General features: G+C 51.1%; 17 protein-coding genes. 6 read left to right on the top strand and 11 right to left on the bottom strand.

The annotated features are described in order from the left end of the window. Window positions 1-210: 210 nt before the first annotated feature. The 4 genes from JOE45_RS22395 to JOE45_RS22380 all read right to left on the bottom strand — a co-directional run bounded on the left by JOE45_RS22395 (window position 211) and on the right by JOE45_RS22380 (window position 3461). Window positions 211-1659 (bottom strand): DEAD/DEAH box helicase, encoded by a 1449-nt coding sequence (locus tag JOE45_RS22395; RefSeq protein ID WP_210022283.1) that lies wholly within the window; start codon window positions 1657-1659, stop codon window positions 211-213. Window positions 1660-2120: 461 nt separating this feature from the next. After that, window positions 2121-2684: a methyl-accepting chemotaxis protein gene (locus JOE45_RS22390; protein ID WP_245247119.1), complete on the bottom strand. Its 564-nt coding sequence runs from the start codon at window positions 2682-2684 to the stop codon at window positions 2121-2123. Between the two features lie 11 nt (window positions 2685-2695). Beyond that, window positions 2696-2920: a hypothetical protein gene (locus JOE45_RS22385; protein ID WP_210024696.1), complete on the bottom strand. Its 225-nt coding sequence runs from the start codon at window positions 2918-2920 to the stop codon at window positions 2696-2698. Between the two features lie 16 nt (window positions 2921-2936). Next, the gene (locus JOE45_RS22380; protein ID WP_210023512.1) at window positions 2937-3461 is read right to left on the bottom strand and encodes a cache domain-containing protein; all 525 of its coding nucleotides are present in this window, start codon (window positions 3459-3461) and stop codon (window positions 2937-2939) included. A 244-nt stretch (window positions 3462-3705) separates the two neighbouring features. Between JOE45_RS22380 and glsA the strand changes: the two genes are divergently transcribed. Continuing rightward, complete coding sequence (gene glsA / locus JOE45_RS22375) at window positions 3706-4656, top strand: glutaminase A (RefSeq protein ID WP_210022285.1); 951 nt, start codon at window positions 3706-3708, stop codon at window positions 4654-4656. An 83-nt stretch (window positions 4657-4739) separates the two neighbouring features. Here glsA and kduI read toward each other — a convergent pair whose 3' ends face one another. Further along, window positions 4740-5573: a 5-dehydro-4-deoxy-D-glucuronate isomerase gene (kduI, locus tag JOE45_RS22370; RefSeq protein WP_210023513.1), complete on the bottom strand. Its 834-nt coding sequence runs from the start codon at window positions 5571-5573 to the stop codon at window positions 4740-4742. Window positions 5574-5692: 119 nt separating this feature from the next. After that, window positions 5693-6469 (bottom strand): DeoR/GlpR family DNA-binding transcription regulator, encoded by a 777-nt coding sequence (locus tag JOE45_RS22365; RefSeq protein WP_210022286.1) that lies wholly within the window; start codon window positions 6467-6469, stop codon window positions 5693-5695. A gap of 207 nt (window positions 6470-6676) precedes the next feature. Between JOE45_RS22365 and JOE45_RS22360 the strand changes: the two genes are divergently transcribed. Next, complete coding sequence (locus JOE45_RS22360) at window positions 6677-7984, top strand: aminotransferase class I/II-fold pyridoxal phosphate-dependent enzyme (protein WP_210022287.1); 1308 nt, start codon at window positions 6677-6679, stop codon at window positions 7982-7984. An 84-nt stretch (window positions 7985-8068) separates the two neighbouring features. Here JOE45_RS22360 and ilvA read toward each other — a convergent pair whose 3' ends face one another. Both ilvA and JOE45_RS22350 read right to left on the bottom strand, forming a co-directional pair. Then, window positions 8069-9322, bottom strand: a complete 1254-nt coding sequence (gene ilvA, locus JOE45_RS22355) for a threonine ammonia-lyase IlvA (protein WP_210022288.1) — start codon at window positions 9320-9322, stop codon at window positions 8069-8071. Between the two features lie 182 nt (window positions 9323-9504). Continuing rightward, window positions 9505-10776: an S-layer homology domain-containing protein gene (locus tag JOE45_RS22350; protein ID WP_210022289.1), complete on the bottom strand. Its 1272-nt coding sequence runs from the start codon at window positions 10774-10776 to the stop codon at window positions 9505-9507. Between the two features lie 325 nt (window positions 10777-11101). Between JOE45_RS22350 and JOE45_RS22345 the strand changes: the two genes are divergently transcribed. Together JOE45_RS22345 and JOE45_RS22340 are read left to right on the top strand one after the other, a co-directional pair. Continuing rightward, on the top strand, window positions 11102-12715 hold the full coding sequence (locus JOE45_RS22345) for an FAD-dependent oxidoreductase (protein WP_245247117.1): 1614 nt from the start codon (window positions 11102-11104) through the stop codon (window positions 12713-12715). A gap of 195 nt (window positions 12716-12910) precedes the next feature. Then, entirely contained in the window at window positions 12911-14413 is a 1503-nt protein-coding gene (locus JOE45_RS22340) for an MDR family MFS transporter (protein WP_348632573.1), read from the top strand. Window positions 14414-14466: 53 nt separating this feature from the next. Here the strand turns inward: JOE45_RS22340 and JOE45_RS22335 are convergent, their stop codons facing one another. Next, window positions 14467-15006 (bottom strand): hypothetical protein, encoded by a 540-nt coding sequence (locus JOE45_RS22335; protein ID WP_210022291.1) that lies wholly within the window; start codon window positions 15004-15006, stop codon window positions 14467-14469. Between the two features lie 27 nt (window positions 15007-15033). Then, window positions 15034-16431, bottom strand: coding sequence for a DEAD/DEAH box helicase (locus JOE45_RS22330; RefSeq protein ID WP_210022292.1), 1398 nt, complete (start codon window positions 16429-16431; stop codon window positions 15034-15036). A gap of 147 nt (window positions 16432-16578) precedes the next feature. Here JOE45_RS22330 and JOE45_RS22325 point away from each other — a divergent pair, with 147 nt between their 5' ends. Next, on the top strand, window positions 16579-17241 hold the full coding sequence (locus tag JOE45_RS22325) for an MOSC domain-containing protein (protein WP_210022293.1): 663 nt from the start codon (window positions 16579-16581) through the stop codon (window positions 17239-17241). A gap of 80 nt (window positions 17242-17321) precedes the next feature. Here JOE45_RS22325 and JOE45_RS22320 read toward each other — a convergent pair whose 3' ends face one another. Further along, window positions 17322-18113, bottom strand: coding sequence for an alpha/beta hydrolase family protein (locus tag JOE45_RS22320; RefSeq protein ID WP_461479655.1), 792 nt, complete (start codon window positions 18111-18113; stop codon window positions 17322-17324). A 188-nt stretch (window positions 18114-18301) separates the two neighbouring features. Between JOE45_RS22320 and JOE45_RS22315 the strand changes: the two genes are divergently transcribed. Further along, window positions 18302-18559: a YusU family protein gene (locus JOE45_RS22315; protein ID WP_210022295.1), complete on the top strand. Its 258-nt coding sequence runs from the start codon at window positions 18302-18304 to the stop codon at window positions 18557-18559. The last annotated feature ends 2 nt before the right edge of the window (window positions 18560-18561 follow it).

The following is an 18561-nucleotide window of genomic DNA, read 5'->3' as shown; positions in this document are numbered from 1 at the left end:
CTAATAGATTGTTGATTTGTGTCACAATGTAATAATTATATCTAGAGCCTCCCGCTAAACAACAGGAGGCTCTAGATATTTGCCTTTAACTTATGGTAAGGTTCTGCCGATACATTTCTATGACTTATTCCGTTGCGCTTCCCCACCCCGTTACGCAAAAAAAAGACCCCGGTGAGTCTCCGACCAGGATCATCCTATGGTTGTAACATCCTATTTCTTGTTCGCCTCTTGAACCTTCAGAAGCTTTCCTTTGATCGTTGTATCCTTCATCTTATGGAGTACCAGGCGGCCTTTGCCGTTGAGAATATCCACATAGGAAGCATTATCCTCTATAGTGATAATCCCTATGTCATCCGCCGATACGCCTTCAATTTTGGCAATGGTGCCGACAAAGTCTACAGCTCTGATCTTCTTTTTCTTCCCACCATTAAAATACAGTTTCAGGATTTCTTGATCCAATCGGGAGCTCCTGTCCTTTTTGACGGCTGGCTGATTCCTCATCTTCGCTTCAAAAGCAGCTTTAGCATGTGTCACTGCTTCTTTTGAAGGACTAGATTTCCTGGGGATCTCAAACCCAATATATTTTTCAATGTTGAAAAGGAACTTCTCTTCATTTGGCGTCGCGAAGGAGATCGCTTTCCCCGAATGGCCAGCCCTTCCCGTTCGGCCGGTCCGATGCACATAGCTTGCATTCTCTAATGGAAGGTCATAGTTGATCACATGACTGATGCTGTCTATATCAATCCCTCTCGCGGCTACATCCGTCGCAATTAGATAGCGGAATTCCCCTTGTTTGAACGCATTCATAACCTGAAAGCGATTGTCCTGCTCCATTCCCCCATGGATTCTGTCACAGGGGTATCCCCGCTTGTCTAATTCTTTAAACACAACATCTACCCTGACCTGCGTTCGGCAAAATATAATACAGCTGTCCGGATTCTCGACCATGGTGACGTCCCGGAGCAGATTAAGCTTGTTCTCGTCCTTCACCATATAAAGCGAGTGTTCAATTTGGCTTGTCGTTTTACCCTCTGTCTTCATCTCAATATCCAATGGATGATTCATATACCGGTGGCATAAATTCTCAACATCCTTGGGCAGCGTCGCAGAGAACAGCATGGTCATTCGATCCTTGGGAAGCTCGCGGATAATCTTCTCCACCTGCTCGATAAATCCCATGCTCAGCATCTCATCGGCTTCATCAATCACAAGAAACCTTACTTGCTCCAAGTCAATGGTTTGTTTCTCGATATGATCCATTACCCGTCCCGGCGTACCTACGACAACGTGATTTTTGTGCGTCAGCTGCACCTTTTGCCTGGCAAAAGGCTGCTTCCCATAAATAGCAGTTGCCTTGATTCGTTTATATCTGCCAATATTCATGATGTCCTGCTTGACCTGATCAGCAAGCTCGCGCGTTGGCGTTAAAATCAAAGCCTGCGGCCGATTCTCTTCCCATTCCACCATTTCACAGATCGGAATGCCGTAAGCCGCGGTTTTACCGCTTCCCGTATGGGATTTAACGGTCATATCCTTCTTCTCAAGCGCAAAGGGGATCACCCTGCTTTGAACTTCCGTGGGCTTTTGGTACCCCAAGCTATCTAAGGCACGGATAATATCCTCACTTAATTTATAGTCCTTAAAGCCTTGCTCATTCATAAATAAACTCCTTTGTTTAAATAATAATTTGCATTATAAGGAAAAATAATATTGAACCTCTTGAACCTTGCGTGATAAATGTATCCTATATTATGGACATTCCAACCCATTCCATGCAGGAAGGCGACTCTTCATGATACGATATTACGAACCGCTTAGCCAGTACGATATGAGGCAAGGATAGTCGATCATTAGCCCTAATAGTAAGCGCCTGTGGCAAGATCTACAATTGTGCAAGCGTTAAATTTAGCCGTTACTTGTGTGATATGATTCTCCGCGCTATCTTTAACGGCAAGTTTCCTCTAACTCTGCAATAAAAATAACCCGTATCAATCGATGCGGGTTATCAGTCTATTCGTAGACCTAATAAGTAAACTTTCTAAGAGAGAATACACACATGGTTACTTTAACCAAAACGCTCGCAAGGAACCGTGTATAATTAGGCAAACGATCAAACCGGCCTATAATTTGAATTGACTAACCATTTTTTTCAACTCAGTCGACATCCGGTTACGCGTATCTGAGGTTGCCGTCATTTCCTCCGCTGTGGCCAACTGTTCCTGCGAAAGGGATAGCACATTCCCGGTATGTTCTACCGTACTTTTAGCCACATGAACCATTTCGAACATGGATGCGGAAACTTCCTCCGTTGCAGCAGAAATCTGCTCAGTAACCGCAGAGATTTCCGTAATTTGCAAAGAAACTTGTTCCACAGCCAAAGAGATTTCCCCGAACGCCTCTCCGGCTCTGTTTATTGTGTCAATTCCATCAATCGCTTCTGATACGCTCTTATCCATTTCCGATACTGCACGCACGGTTGCTTCCTGCATGTCCTTCATCATGTCAGAAATATTCGTTGCGGAAGCTTTGGATTGTCCAGCCAGCTTTTTTATTTCATTCGCAACGACGGCAAAACCTCTTCCATATTCTCCGGCTCGCGCGGCCTCGATGGAAGCGTTCAGCGAGAGCAGATTCACCTGTTCAGATATGTCAGTAATCAAATGAACAATTTCATCGATTTGCATCGACCTTTCGTTCAGTTCGTGTATGGTCTTCGCGGTATCGGATACCGTCTGGATATTGAGGACAATTTACCGGAGAAAGCAGTAACCAGTTCTGCCGTCAATTGAATTTGCTGGATTAACGTCCGGAGCTGCCGGGACATTTCTACGGCCCCGCTCAAAAGTCTTCCGATTTCGTCGGTACCGATTTTACCATCGTAGTATTCCTCACTTAGATCCGCATTTGATATTCGTCCCATGAACGTAACCAAGCGGTCAACTGGTCGAGTTACGGAACGGGTCAGCACCAAAGCGGCAGCCGCAGAAACCAACACGGTAATCACAATCAGTATCCCTGATGCCTAGAGTGCGGTTCATTTCATCGAGAAACGAGTCATCCGCACCGACTTGCAGAGTGCCGATCACTTTATCGTTAGACATGATGGGAACAAAAGCCCGAACCGATATACCGCTTGATCCGAATTCCAAACCACCGATCGAGCGTCCTTCACTTGCCACCTGTATGGCTTTCGTTCCACTTTTATCATCTCCGAACTTATCCGGGTTATGACCGCGAAACAGAACGGTACCTTGATCATCGCCAATCTCAAAGACATTTATGGCGTTCATTGCTTTGATTTCTCCATATAGCGGCAAGACGATTTCCGCCACTCGTTCCCTGCTTTCGCTTTGTAAAGCAGTAACCAAATCCGGTTTTGCTGCGCTTGCTTCGGCAATGGATACCAACCGTGTGGCTACATGATCGATACTGTTGTGGACGGAATGGGTCGTCGAATCAATACTATCAGCTTAGAGGCAGGTACAAACTTGGGCAGAATCTGAAAGAGCCTCGACTCCGGCAAGTGATGGACGGACTCGAACAGCGGGACCGGGAGCTGGATACTCAGACGCTGGAGATGATGAAGGCATTTTGCCCGCATACCGCAGCACACATCATCCATAACCCGTTGGGGATGTTTCTCCCATGGCAGCTTTTCTTTCATGAACAAAAAAGCTATTCTAATAAGAAAGGAGGTTATCTGTTTTGACCAACGAATCCGAATTGAACCGGCTTACCCTCAGGCTGCCCGAATGGTTAGAATCAAGCCGGAGCGAAACGTCTCAAGGCCAACCGGCTTCCTATATTCCCGAATTGGCTCTCGCCCCTGCCGATGCACTCGGTATTACGATAATCGATAGCGGCGGACGGGAGGTAACCGCGGGCGACTGCGGCTTACGCTTCACCATGCAGAGTATTTCCAAAGTATTTACACTGCTCCTCGCGTTAATAGATCGGGGCGAGGAAGGTGTGTTCAGCAAGGTCGGGATGGAGCCGACGGGCGACGACTTCAACTCTATGCTCAAGCTGGAGCTGGTAGAGCCCGGCAAACCGTTCAATCCCTTGATCAATGCTGGGGCCATTGCCATCTCCTCTTTGATCCACGGAGCCACACCGGCGGAAAAAACGGAACGCATACTCGCATTTTTCCGGGAGCTCGCGGGTGACGCAACGCTCACCTACAACGAAGCCGTGTATCGTTCAGAGTCTTCTACCGCCCACCGCAACCGGTCGCTAGCCTATTTCCTGAAGGATAATGAAGTCCTTTCCGAAGCCGATGACGTGGAGGAGATCCTCGACGTGTACTTTAAGCACTGCTCGATCGAGCTGACCTGCCGTCACGTGGCCCGAATGGGCCTAGTACTGGCGATGAACGGCACGGACCCGCTGACCGGACGCCAACTGATCCCTAGGCGTTACGTGCAAATCGCCAAAACTTTCATGTTTTCCTGCGGCATGTACAACGCTTCCGGGGAATTTGCTATTCGTGTCGGCCTTCCGGCCAAGAGCGGCGTCTCCGGCGGCATTATGGCGCTGGTTCCCGGCCGTTATGGCATTGGCGTGATTGGTCCGGCGCTCAACGACAAAGGCAACAGCACTGCAGGGGTTCATCTGCTGCAAACACTGTCGGAGCAGTTCGATTGGAGTATTTTTTAGCCGCCGTAAGAATACAAAAAACACAAGCCCCATCCGCACTAGAAACGGTTGGCGCTTGTGTTTTTTATTGCATCATCCTATCTTTATCTCAGGTCCTGCATCTCGATCATGTCCATATCCGTGAACTCTTGATTCTCTCCGGCCATCGCCCAGATGAATGTATAATGGCTTGTGCCAACGCCGCTGTGAATCGACCAGCTCGGGCTGATGATCGCTTGCTCGTTGCGAACGACAAGATGGCGGGTTTCGCTTGGTTCCCCCATCATATGGAACACAACGCCATCCTCCGGCATGTCGAAGTAGAGATACGTTTCCGAACGGCGGTTATGCGTATGGCTGGGCATCGTATTCCACATGTTGCCCGGCTTCAGCAGCGTCATGCCCATCACGAGCTGACAGCTTTGCACGCCGTTCAGATGAATGTATTTATAGATCGTGCGCTCATTGGAGTTGGGGAGAGATCCCAGCTGTGCCGGTTCCGCCTGGCTGATCGCCGCTTTTTGGGTCGGGTAATTTTTGTGTGCAGGCGTAGAGCTCAAATAAAATCGCGCCGGATTCGATGCGTCCGCGCTTTTAAACCATACTTCCTTGTTTCCGAGACCGACATATAAGCAATCTTTGTTGTCCAGCTCGTAATCGGTTCCATCCACGGTTACGCTTCCCTTTGCACCGATATTGATGATTCCGATCTCGCGGCGCTCCAGAAAATAATCCGCACCGATATCGTGCTTGTCGGCTTCCAGCTTCACCGGCTCTTTTACCGGGATAACGCCACCCGTAATAAAGCGATCTACATGACTATATACCATGTTCAGGTGCTCTGGAACAAATAAACCCTCCATCAAAAAATCTTTGCGCAAGCGTTCCGTATCGTATGATTTCGTGTCTGTTGGATTGGCGGCATAGCGGTTTTCCATCATGATATGAGTTCCTCCCGATAACGTATTCACTTGCTATTATAATACGATCGTTCATTTTGGTACATATTAAATTATTTATAAACCGAAATGAACCTAAATAAATAAATAAAAAAATATTACCCCTCCGCACCCACGGAGAACTCCCGTTCAATGCGAACGCCTGCTGACTTATACTTTTGTACTGTCTCTTCCGGCAAAGCAGTATCTGTGATGATGACCGGAATCTCCGAAAGCTTGGCGAACGTGATCAGCGCGCATTTATCGAACTTGCTGTTGTCGGCAACGCAAAACACCTGCTTGGCTGAGCGGATCAACGCCTGCTTTTGCTCCAAGTGCATATGCGTGAAAATCGTATAGCCATACTCCGGATGAATCCCGGTGGTCGACAAGAACGCCTTCTGCACGTTCAGCTTATCCAGAAACCCTCCCGCATCCTCGCTCACCAGCAGGTTTCGACTGCGGAATCCGCCGGGAACGACGAGCCGGATCTGATCCTTCTTGATCAGCTCGCTGATAATGTAAAGGTCATTCGTAATGACCGTCAGCGGCGCATTGTCCAGCAGACGGGCGATTTGCAGCGTCGTACTGCCGCTGTCCAGGGCGATAATATCATCCTGCTCGATGAAGGACAATGCGCACATAGCGGCCTCGTGTTTTTCACTCGCTTGCTTGCCGTTGGGCATCTTGTCCGGGAACAAGCCAGAATACCCAACGTTTTCCAGGATCGCGCCGCCGTGGGTTCTCAGCAGCAGCCCCTTGATCTCCAGCTTCTCCAAATCCTGACGGATCGTTTTGCCCGTTACCCCAAGCCGTGCGGCAAGTTCAGCAACGGTTACTTCTCCTTTTTCTATCATCAGCTCCATAATGCTTTCGTATCGTTTGATGGCTGACATGAGGTGCCTCCGCTCGTGCAAATATAGTCTAACCCATCGTAACACAGCCTTCCGGACAAAACCAAGATGTCTTTACTTGAAAAAAAGCTCGAATGGTTTCCTACGCCGCACGTAATTTGTAAAAAAAGCACCGTGACGCTCCCGCGCTAAAGTGATATAATATGAGCTAATGCATGCATACAGAAGAACATGGAAGGAAGAATCAGAATGAACCCACTTGCCCAACAATTGAATGAAACGATCGCGAAGGAAAACCAGCACGTATACGACATGCTTTCCGATCTTGGCAAGCAAATCTATTTCCCTAAAGTCGGCATTCTCAGCCAATCTGCAGAAGCGAAGACGAAAGCCAAGAAATTTAACGCTACCATCGGTACGGCACTTGAGAACGGCCAACCGATGCATCTGAAGGTCATTCAAGACACGTTGTCCGCATATAACCCCAAGGACATTTACGAATATGCACCGCCTGCCGGCAAACCGGAGCTGCGTGCCGCTTGGCGCAGCAAGATGCTGGAAGAAAACCCGTCCCTGCAAGGCAAGGGTCTGGGCAATCCGATCGCAACCAATGCGCTGACGCACGGGCTGAGCATTGTCGCCGACTTGTTCGCCGGACCCGGAGATGCCGTAATTATTCCCGACAAAAACTGGGAAAACTATGAGCTGACCTTCGGCATTCGCCGCGGAGCCGAGCTCGTCTACTATCCGCTGTACAACAGCGAGCGCAAATTTAACGCGGACGCGCTCCGCGAAGCTCTGTTGGCGCAGAAGAATAAGGGCAAGGCGATTGTACTGCTCAACTTCCCGAACAATCCGACAGGCTACACGCCGGGTCTGGAAGAAGGACGCGCGATCGTATCGGCCATCAAGGATGCGGCTGAAGCCGGCATTAACGTGGTTGCCGTGACGGACGACGCCTACTTCGGTTTATTCTTCGAGGATTCCTTGCAGGAATCACTGGCTGGGGACTTGGCGGATCTGCATCCGCGCGTCCTGTCGGTCAAAATCGACGGAGCCACCAAGGAAGAGTACGTATGGGGATTCCGTGTCGGCTTTATCACCTATGCCGGTCAAAGTGACGCCATGCTGGCCGCGCTTGAGCAGAAAACCATGGGTATCATCCGCGCGACGATCTCCAGTGGTCCGCATCCGTCCCAAACGTTCGTGCTTCACGCGCTGCAATCTCCGGATTTCCATGCGCAGAAGCAGGAGAAATTCGAGATCATGAAGGGCCGTGCCAACCGCACCAAAGCTCTGCTCGACAACGGCAAGTTCGACGGCGCCTGGGAGTACTACCCGTTCAATTCCGGCTATTTCATGTGCCTGAAGCTGAAGAACGTCGATGCCGAAACGCTTCGCGTTCATCTCTTGGAGCAATACGGGATCGGTACGATTGCACTCGGCCAAACCGACCTGCGTGTCGCGTTCTCCTGCATCGAGGAAGCGAACATCGAAGAGCTGTTCGAAACGATCTACCAGGGCGTATTGGATATCGAGAAGATCGCTGCTAAATAAATCCGCATCAATATACGAAAAAGCCAAGTCTACGGCTCCCTAAGGAGCCTGCAGACTTGGCTTTTTTAATGAGACGACTGGAATTTAAATAAGCAAATTGAACAAATTTGGATCTTTGTTGATTTCACTGAATCGGAGGCCCCTTTGGTGCATCCGGTCGGTCAGAGGACCGAAATCCTCCTTATGCTTCAGCTCAATGCCGACCAAGGCCGGCCCGTTCTCCTTGCTCGTTTTCTTTGTGTATTCGAACCGGGTAATATCGTCGTTCGGTCCCAGCACATGCTCGAGGAACTCCCGCAGCGCACCTGCCCGCTGAGGAAAGTTGACGATGAAGTAATGTTTCAGACCCTCATAGATGAGCGAGCGCTCCTTAATTTCCTGCATCCGGTCGATGTCGTTGTTGCCGCCGCTGATGACGCACACAACGTTCTTGCCCGCTATCTCCTCACGGTAGAACTCCAGCGCTGCAACCGGAAGAGCCCCTGCGGGCTCTGCAACAATCGCATTCTCATTATACAGCTCGAGAATCGTCGTGCATACTTTGCCTTCCGGCACCACGACAATAGCGTCAACGACTTCACGGGCGATGTCGAAGTTGATCTCGCCGACCCGCTTGACGGCCGTTCCATCAACGAACTTGTCGATCTCTCCTAGCGTCACGATCTCTCCTGCATCGATTGACTGCCGCATGGAGGGCGCACCGGTTGCTTCAACCCCGATGACCCGGGTCGTGGAGCTGATGCTTTTGATGTATGTGCCTATACCTGCAATCAGGCCGCCGCCGCCAATGCCGGCAAAGACGTAGTCGGCCTGCTCCCGCATGTCGTTCATCAGCTCTAAGCCAACAGTGCCCTGTCCCGCAACCACCTTAGGGTTATCGAAAGGATGAATGAACGACATGTCTTCCTGCTCACAGTAAGCTAAAGCTTCTTTAAGCGAGTCGTCAAACGTATCGCCAATCAACAGCACCTCCACGAACGAGCCTCCGAACAACTTCACTTGCGAAATTTTTTGCCGAGGCGTCGTTGCCGGCATGAAAATTTTGCCCGGTATTGCCAGCGCCTTGCAGGAATACGCCACGCCCTGAGCATGATTGCCGGCGCTGGCGCATACCACACCTCTTTGCAGCTTCTCTTCGGGGAGACTGCGGATCAGGTTATAGGCACCGCGTATTTTGAACGAACGGACGACCTGAAGATCCTCCCGTTTCAAGTAAACATTACAGCCGTATTTCTCGGACAAAATGAAATTTTTTTGTAACGGGGTATGATGGACAACATCCTTCAGCACGTGGCTGGCAACGATAATGTCCTCGAGCTTGATGCGTTGTGCAGTCATTTTGGCGCTTCCTCCAACGTTTCTCACCATATTTTCTACTAATTATACACGGAAAGAAAATCGTGTCCACCCTTGTTATCATGCCGATAAACAAAGAAGGGCCCTTCATCCTAACGCCGGGCGCTGGATGAAGGGCTGCTCTTACGCTGCAACTCTAACCTTTTTCTGATCTAGTCTGTTATCTATCGAATAATGATGGTGTGTACGATTTGGTCTTTGCCTCTCAGTTCAAGCGAGCGGCCTGCGGTCAGCAAGCTGAGATCACCGGAAATGTACAGCTCGGAAGATACGCCATATACCGCAGTCTGGACTCCGCCGTTTACCGACTGGTTGATGGAAATGTTTGCGAGCTGTCCTTTGGAATTAAACGTGTAGCTGTTCAGCGTGCCAGTGACGGTGAAGTCCACGCGCTGCTCAGGATTGTTCGTCTGATTCAGAACCTCAACATAAATCGCTTTGCCGTTATAGGTACGGACCAGCACTTCATCTCCTGTGCGAATTTCAGTCGCTGCCACTCTGGCGCCATTACGGAAAATAAAGGCGTTTGCGTCCAGTTCAACGTTCATCGTCGTATTGTTTTCCAGCTTGATCGGAAGCAAGTTGTTGTAAACCTCTGCGGTTACCGTCCCTTTCACGGAAGTACGGTCCGGCAATTGCGTTCCGGTACGGTCAAGCAAAGCTGCGAGCTCAGCGCGGGTTACCGGCTTATTCGGACGGAATGTGTTATCCTCATAGCCGTCAATGAGATTTCTTTCCAGTGCAACCGCTACGTAACCCACGGCTCCTGCAGGAATATGTTTTGCATCCTTGAAAGGCAGCTGTGCGTTCATTTTCGCTTTGGCTTCATCTTGTAGCTTCAGAGCTTTGACAAGCAGCATTGTTGCCCATAGACGATCTGCTTCTTTCCCCGGTTGCACCTTATCGTCTGTTTCCAAGAACAGATCGTTTTGCAGCGCTACGGAGACATAGCCTGTCGCCCAAGGATAGTCTTCCTTAACTTTGTTAGCGTCTTTAAAGTTCAGGTTCGCCTGCATCGCCGCATCGGATTCAGCTTCAGCCCGGAGACCCATCAAACGAACGGCCGCTGTAATCGCTTCGATGCGGGAAATCGTTTTGCGAGGCTGGAACGTACCGTCCTCATAACCTTCAAATACGCGCTTTGATGCCAAGCTTGCTATATAACGCGCCGCCCACTCGACATCTTGTCCTCTCAAATCATCGAAGCTTAATTTAATTTTGATATCTTCGTATTTGTCATCGTCGTCATCGTCATCGTTGTTATCATGTTTCTTATAGTCAAAACGGGACTCAAAACGATTCTTCCAATCATGATCGTCGTCCTTGTCCTTATCGCGTCCTTTACCTTTACCGTCGGCGAACGCCGCAGTAGAACCGCCCAGTACCATAGCCAAAGTCACTGCGGAAATCATCGTCTTTTTAAATGTTGTGTTCATCGTCATTCTCCTTTGAAATTTGATTTTTTTGACAGGCAGTAACCACACCGTCCGGACAAGAGACTGGCGGACGGATATACCGTAACGTTAGAATCGCTTGTCCGGACGCCGCTTCGTAAAGCGCGTGCACGCAAGTCGTTATATTCTAGATGAGGAATGATTTCAGAACCTTCGCGAAGAGTTCTTTGCTTCACTAATCATTTCGCCGTTCCCAAAATGTTTGTGGGGGTGCTTTTGCTCAACTTTACCAAAAATGATAGACTTAACTGCAGAATCGATGGCGCTTTCATATAAAAGCTCTATCTGTACAAAGGAGAGAATGCTTTTGAGGAGGAAACCTAAAAAAAGAAACCTGACCGTCCTGCTGACGGTTCTGGCTCTCGTCGCTATGGCTGCGGTGTATACTTCTCTGGTCGACTGGAACGGCAAAGAGACGGGCTCACCGAATGTAGCCGCAACTAATGGGGCTGTAACGCCCGAGCTGAAACCTAACCCGGAATCTAAAGAGCCGACCATTCCAAGTGAACAGACGGACATTGTCATCATAGGCAGTGAGCTTGAGGGCCTCTACCTGGCCCGCGCCGCAGTGGACGAGGGTCTCAAGGTGAAGGTGCTCGACACTCGCGAAGCGTTCGGCGGCCAGGTGCTGCAGGGTGAAATGCTGTTTTTGGACGAGACCCGCGATGACGCGCGCCGCCTGCTGGTTCAGGGGCGGGCCAAGGAGCTGTTCGACGGTTTTCGGAATGGCAAAATCCGCAAGCTAGGTGAATTCGAGCAATATTTCGATAAGCTTATTCAAGGCATTCCTGTAGAGCAGGGCATCCGCATCGACAGTGTCGAGCAGCTGCCGGGGCAATTCGGGGCTCATACCGTGGGGGCGCTTCAATATACAACGAAGGACGGACAAAAGAAACGGATCGAATCCTCTTATTGGGTAGAAAATACCGATTACGCCGCGATGGCGAGCAAGCTTGAGGTTAACCGTCTGGCTGGACTGGAAAAATTCTACGGACAAAACGAAATCGAATATATGAGTTCCGGCATGATGATGAAGTTTAAAAACGTCGATTGGACGAAATTCCAGCAGCATTTTAAAAGCTTGACTATACAGGAACGAAACAAGAAGTACGGTTATGGCCAAGTGGATCACAGCTATGCGATCGGACTGACGGGGATAACCAACAGATACCAATCCACGAACGATCGCGTCTTCCTGCGCGGCCTTAATGCTGTCCATCAGAGGGACGGCGAAGTCATTATCAATGCGTTCCTGATTTATACCGTCGACCCGTCCGATGATCAATCGGTCGCCGAAGCGATGGAGCTTGGGAAGAAGGAAATCCCGCTGATCCTGGATCATTTCCGCAGCAGCATCGTCGGTTGGGAGAATGCAGAGCTGAACGGCTTCCCGAATTACCTGTACATACGCGAGTATAACCATTACGAAACCGATTATGTGCTCAAGCCTTCGGACATGCTGGGGGCCAAAATGTTCTGGGATAATGTCAGCATCGGCGGCTATCCGCTTGACCTGCAGGGCACTAGCGCGAACAAGTGGGGCATCGAGATGGGCCGTCCCGATAAATACGGGATGCCGCTGCGCAGCTTCCTGCTCAAGAATTACGATAACGTGATCATGGCCGGCAAGAATGTCGGAGCCTCCGCCATCGCCTTCGGCAGCGCGCGTATTCAGCCGAACACCGGCCTCGCCGCGGAATCGATCGGGGTTATCTTAGGGCAAATTCAAGGCAAAAAGAAGCTGCGCGAATTGAGAGAGGCGGACATGCCTGCGCTTCAGGACTATCTTGCAAGCAAATACGCGATTCAACTGACCGGTGTGACCGGCAATAACAAGATCGCCGGTTGGACGGCAGAGGAAATTGCCAAATTGGATACAGGAGAGATTGTCTACGCACAATATGTGAAGAAGCGACAATAGCATTAGGATTACGCAAAATAACGGACCTTGCGGGGGTCCGTTTTTTGTTTCATGCCGTTTCCTATGCTTTTGTAATATTTTGACATGAAGTGTGAAACGAGGTACAATAATTTAATTCAAAATTTAATTATTTATAACTAAAGTAATATAGATACTCAAATCACACTGCGTTATTTGAGGAAGGGGAAAACTGAAGTGTCCATACCTGAAATAAACGAAGCGAATAAGTCAAAGGAAGCTGACGTCTTTCCTTTCTGGCCCGTCATGTTCGGAATTTTTTTCGGTTCGTTCCTGGCCATTCTAGGGGTGAGCACGATCAATGTAGCCATTCCCATCCTCATGAGGGATTTTCAAACGGATTTATCTACCGTACAGTGGACACTGACCGGTTTTATGCTGTCCACCGGGATTATCGCCCCGATTACAGGCTATCTTGGGGACCGTTTCAGCACAAAATATTTATATGTCACCGCTTTGATCGGCTTTACCGTGATGTCTGGATTTTGTGCAGCAGCCTGGAACATCGAATCGCTGATCGCCTTTCGTATTCTGCAGGGCGTGTTCAGCGGGATGGTGATGCCTGCTACCATGACGATCGTGTATCAGATCATTCCGAAGGAGCGTCAAGCGTTTGCCCTGAGCATGTGGAGCTTGTCCGCGATGCTGGCCCCGGCGATCGGTCCAACGCTTGCCGGTTGGCTGATCGAAAGCTTTGGTTGGGAATGGCTGTTCCTCATGAACCTCCCGTTCGGAGTTCTTGCAGTACTCGTTGCCATGAAGATGATTCCTTACTATCGGCTCCATACGCCCAAATCATTCGATTTGTTCGGCTTTGTAACGGTGGTTCTCTGCAGCTCTTCCTTTCTCATCGCTTTCAGTGAAGCGCATCGCTTTGGATGGAGCTCATGGCAAACGTTATCCCTGCTTGGCTTCGGCGCAGTCACGCTCGTCTTGTTCATCCGGCGGGAGCTCAGTACCCCTGAACCGCTGCTCAATCTAAGTGTGTTCAAGAACAGCCGTTATACCTACACCTTGATCCTGAGCTCCATTATTACGATCAGTCTTTATTCGGGAACCTATTTGACACCCGTTTTTCTGCAAAATATCCAACACGTCTCCGCGATGGACACTGGCTTGATTCTGCTACCCTCTTCGCTCGCTATGGCGATCTTCATGCCGATTACCGGCAAGCTCTACGCCCGTATCGGCCCGATGTGGCTCATCGTCAGCGGCATTGTGCTGATCGGCATCGGAACATTCGCTATGGCGCAACTGCGTCTGGATATACCACAAGGCTACATCATCTTTTGGATGACCATCCGCAATATCGGGATTGCGCTGTCCACCATGCCTGCGTCCAATGCGGGAATGCAGGTCATTGCACGGGAGCTGTCAGGTCATGCATCCTCGGCGAGCAACTGGATCCGCCAAGGCCTTGGCTCCTTCTCCATCGGGCTGTTCACCTCGCTTCTCGCGTCCCGCGTCGCGGTGCATACCGACGAGCTCACCAGCTCCGGAGCAGCGGACCATCCTGCCGACAAGGTGTTTGTGGCGCAGCAGGCATTCACGCTTAGCGTGAATGACGTATATATCCTTGCAACGATCATCGTTCTGATCGGCCTGCCCTTCTGTATCCCTCTGCGCAACCGCAGCAAGAGGGATACGCTCCGTGATGGGAACGAGCCTCAGAACGCTTAACCTAAAGAGGAGCCCAGCGTCACAAACGAACGTGACCCGGGCTCCTCTTTATCCTATCGCATCTTCAAGCTTAGCCTAACCGTCGAACCCTCGAAAGCCATCTCACGGATGCTTATGCGCGTCGGTAAATATTCGTTTAGCTCTATCCTCAGCGGTTCCAATCGAAGCCATTCAAGAGGAACGGACCTGCCACGAATTTCGGTGCCGGTATGCAGCGCCGTCAAATAAGGCTCCTTCCAGCTCAGCTCAAACCAAAGCTTAGCTCCCACCTCAAGGCGCTGCTGCACGAGCAGGTTCACATCGGCTGACAACCGCTCTCCCTGCAGCACAAACGCCGCACCCGTCAACGTGACGCCAGGTCGTACCTCTGGCCTGTGGGTGAGCGCTTGCTTCAGCAGATCGTTCACTTCTCGCTCGGTCAGAACCGTCTCCATTCTTCGACTCATCAGCATATCCGTCAGCTTACCCCGCAGGTCCAGCTGTCCGTAAGACAGGTCAAGCGGCTCAGCCGGGCGAACAAACCATAACACACCGGCGGCGAGACAGGTAAGAACGGCAGCCAAAACCACGAACCGTTGGATGAACACGATCACTCGAATATCACCACCCTGGTCGTTCTTTTATGGCTTCGGATTCCCCTGCTGCTTCTCCTTCAGCCACTTCGGCGCACCTTTGTTCTTGCGATCGCGCTCCCTCTCCGGCTTCCGCTTATCTGGCGCCTTCTGCTGGGCCGGCACGCCCTTGGCGCTGCTGCTGACCCGCGCAGGCTTGCTTTGACTCGGTGCGGCAGCTTGCGAATCCTGGCGATCCGATGGCACAGCGTCCCTGCTTGGCACTCTTCGCTCCACGAGCTTTTTGCCCTCGCGGCGCGGCTCCCTCTCCTGGTCTGGACCGACCACTTTGCCCTTAAACATCGATCTCCGCTCGATATCAATGCCGAGCGTCTTGGAGAATTTGTTCATGATGAACTGCTCCCGCGGCGTGATGATCGACAAGGCCAATCCTTTCCGCCCCATACGACCCGTGCGGCCCACGCGATGCACATAATGGTCGGCATCGATCGGCGGGTCCAGATTGATGACATGCGTCACCTGCGGCAAATCCAGTCCGCGCGCCGCTACATCGGTTGCCAGCAGCAGCTGGAATTTTCCCGCCCGAAACGCCTGCATGACATTAGCCCTGTCCTGTTTGGAGGCTTCGCCGTACAGACCTTCCACGGACAAGCCGACGTACTGCAGCTTGGCCACCGCTTCCCCGATGTTGTCCGTATCGTTAATGAACACTATCGCGGCCTTGGGGTTATACAACCGGACAAGCCTGCGCAGCGTGTCAATCTTCTCCCGCTCCTCACAGACGAAATACAAGTGATCGAGCGTTTCTGACGTACGCTGCGTAGGATTCACGCGCACATATGCAGGATCGCGCATCCAGTGGTCGATTACATTCTGAAGCGGCGCCGGGAACGTTGCAGAGAAGAACAGCAGCTGCCGGTCGCGAAGCATGCCTTTGAACAATGCTTCGACTTCCTGCATCGAACCGAGCTCAAACACCTGATCTACCTCATCGACAACAACCGTGCGAATGCCGTGAAGCTTCAATTTTCTCAGCCTGACGAGCTCATACACGCGCCCAGGCGTTCCGACCACAATCTGCGGTTTCAGCTTGAGCTTGTCGATTTGGCGATCGATGGAGGCTCCCCCGATCAGCTGTTGTACTCGAATATCACTGCCCTTTGTCAGCTCCTCCAGTGTACCGACAATCTGCATGCCAAGCTCACGGGTTGGCACCAGCACAAGCGCCTGCACCTCCCTTAGCCCTTCGTCTACCTTGTGCAGCAGCGGCAGCGCATAAGCGAGCGTCTTTCCTGTTCCGGTTTGCGACTGGGCAACGATATCCCTTCCTTCCAGCGCGACCGGTATCGCCTCCGCTTGAATCGGCGAAGGCTCGGTAATCTCCAGCTCCTGAAGCCGTTTGACGTACGCTGGGGCTATATGTAAAGAAGAAAAACCCGTATTCATTCCATCATCCCTTCCACATGACTTTCGTTTATTTAGTATACCAAATTGTACCGCCGATTGCTCTTTTACACCATCCTGACGAAAAATGAATTGCTCCACGCAAAGCAAGCGCGATATAATACCCTAAAATAAGGAAGGTGGGCTCCGATGAGCATCGACATCGTTTCCATTAATGTAGGACAGCCGAAGACCGTTTCCTATCAAAAGAAAGAGCTCCTGACGGGGATCTATAAATCTCCTGCCGCCAGCCCTATTTTCTTGAGTCGATTGAACTTCGAGGGAGACGGTCAAGCGGACCTTATACATCATGGCGGAGCAGACAAAGCCGTCTGCGTGTATCCGCATGAGCATTATTCTTACTGGGAATCCGTGATCGGAACATCCCTGCCGCTGGCAGCCTTCGGTGAAAATTTGACGATAAGCGGCTTGACCGAGGAGCAGGTCTGTATCGGGGATACGTTCCGGCTAGGTCAGGCGGTCGTTCAAGTCAGCCAACCGCGTCAGCCTTGCTTTAAACTATCGGTTAAACTAGGTCGGACCGACTTGCCTCTGCTGGTTCAGAATACCGGATACACCGGATATTATTTCCGGGTGCTGGAGGAAGGCTTGGTGAATAAAGAAGACGGCCTTGTTCCACTCGATCGGCTTCCGAAGCTATTCACGTTAGCATACGCCAACCGCATCATGCACCAGGAGAAAACGAATCGGACCGCTATGGAGGAGCTACTCCAAGTGGAAGAGCTGTCTTCCAGCTGGAAGGCTACTTTTCATAAACGGCTCGATGAAAAAGACGACGATACGCGGGAGTAAGCCGCAAGCCACCTTAATGAAAAAACACCTGCGCATACCATCGAACCTGTGCAGGTGTCTGTCTTCTTAACGCCTTATGCTCAGGAATGTTTCATTTCTTCCTGCTTCCGTGTAATCCAAGCGAACACGGCATCAAGCGCGCGCTCGTCGTCCTCCTTCGGAAAACGATGCTCCAAGCCTTCATACAGCTCCATTGCATAGTCTTTACCTTCCCGCTCCAACGCCTCCGCGAGTTTACGCGCATGCGATACACTGACCTGCATATCGTTCATACCGTGAACAATCATCACAGGCACCTTCACCTGCTCGACCCAATACACCGGGGATCGCTGCTCATACGCATCCGCCTGCTTCCGCGGATGTCCCACCACGCGTTTCAGCATCCGCCTAAGATCCACACGCTCCTCGTACGTATCGAACAAGTCGCTCACGCCGCCCCAGACGACAACGGGACCGACGACCTCGGGACACTCCTTGGCCGCCTGCATCGCCATGATCGCTCCTCTGGAAAAACCGATTAACGGCACAGGACCAGGCACCATTTCAGGAAGCGACTGCATGAGCTTCACGGCATGGCGTACGTCGAACCGGTCCTCTCCGCCAAAGTCCTCCCGGCCTTCGCCGCCTTCATTCCCGCGATAAAAGGGGGCGAACACCACATACCCTCGCCTGGCCATAGAGAAAATACGACGTTTACGCACCATCCCGACCTTCCGGATTCCCCCTCGGCAGTAAAGCAATCCCGGTCCCGGAACCGCATCCTCCGGAACGGCCAAGTAGCCCTTGACCTTCAAGCCCTGACTCATATAGGTTAAGAGATACAGCTTGATCCCTTTGGCCTGGCTTCGCAGCGGCTCACGCTCCACCAGCATGCCGTCCGCCGGTCTGCTAACGGGCGGTCTGTCCGGTGGAGCTGCCGTTTCCTTCGCCGCAAGCTTATCCTCTTTGTTCTCGGTGCTCCTCTGCGTTTCCGTTTGCATGCCCTTCTCACTCCATTTTTGACACTAAGGTTTCTTCAAGCTAAACTATGATGTAGTATGACCGGAAAGGTGGAATTTCAATGAATTCCCGTTTTACAGACGAATTCGACGGTCTCGTCGAGAAGTTCTCCGAGCTTCTTACCGGCGATACGTCTCCAGAAATGATAGAAAAAATAAAAGTATGGGCGATTTACAACCACATTCACAAAACCATGCCCGCACTGGCCAGCCATTGGAACCAGTCGCACCCGGATGGGAAAGCCGATATCCGCAAGCTGTTCGAGGAAGTGCGCGACCTCAATCTTAAGCTGAAAGCCGAGAATCAAAAACTAGAATAATA

Origin of the sequence: Paenibacillus sp. PvR098 (genome assembly GCF_017833255.1) — a bacterium.
Taxonomy (GTDB): Bacteria; Bacillota; Bacilli; order Paenibacillales; family NBRC-103111; genus Paenibacillus_G.
Note: the sequence above shows the minus strand (reverse complement) of the source record. Positions and strands in the feature narration are given on the sequence as shown.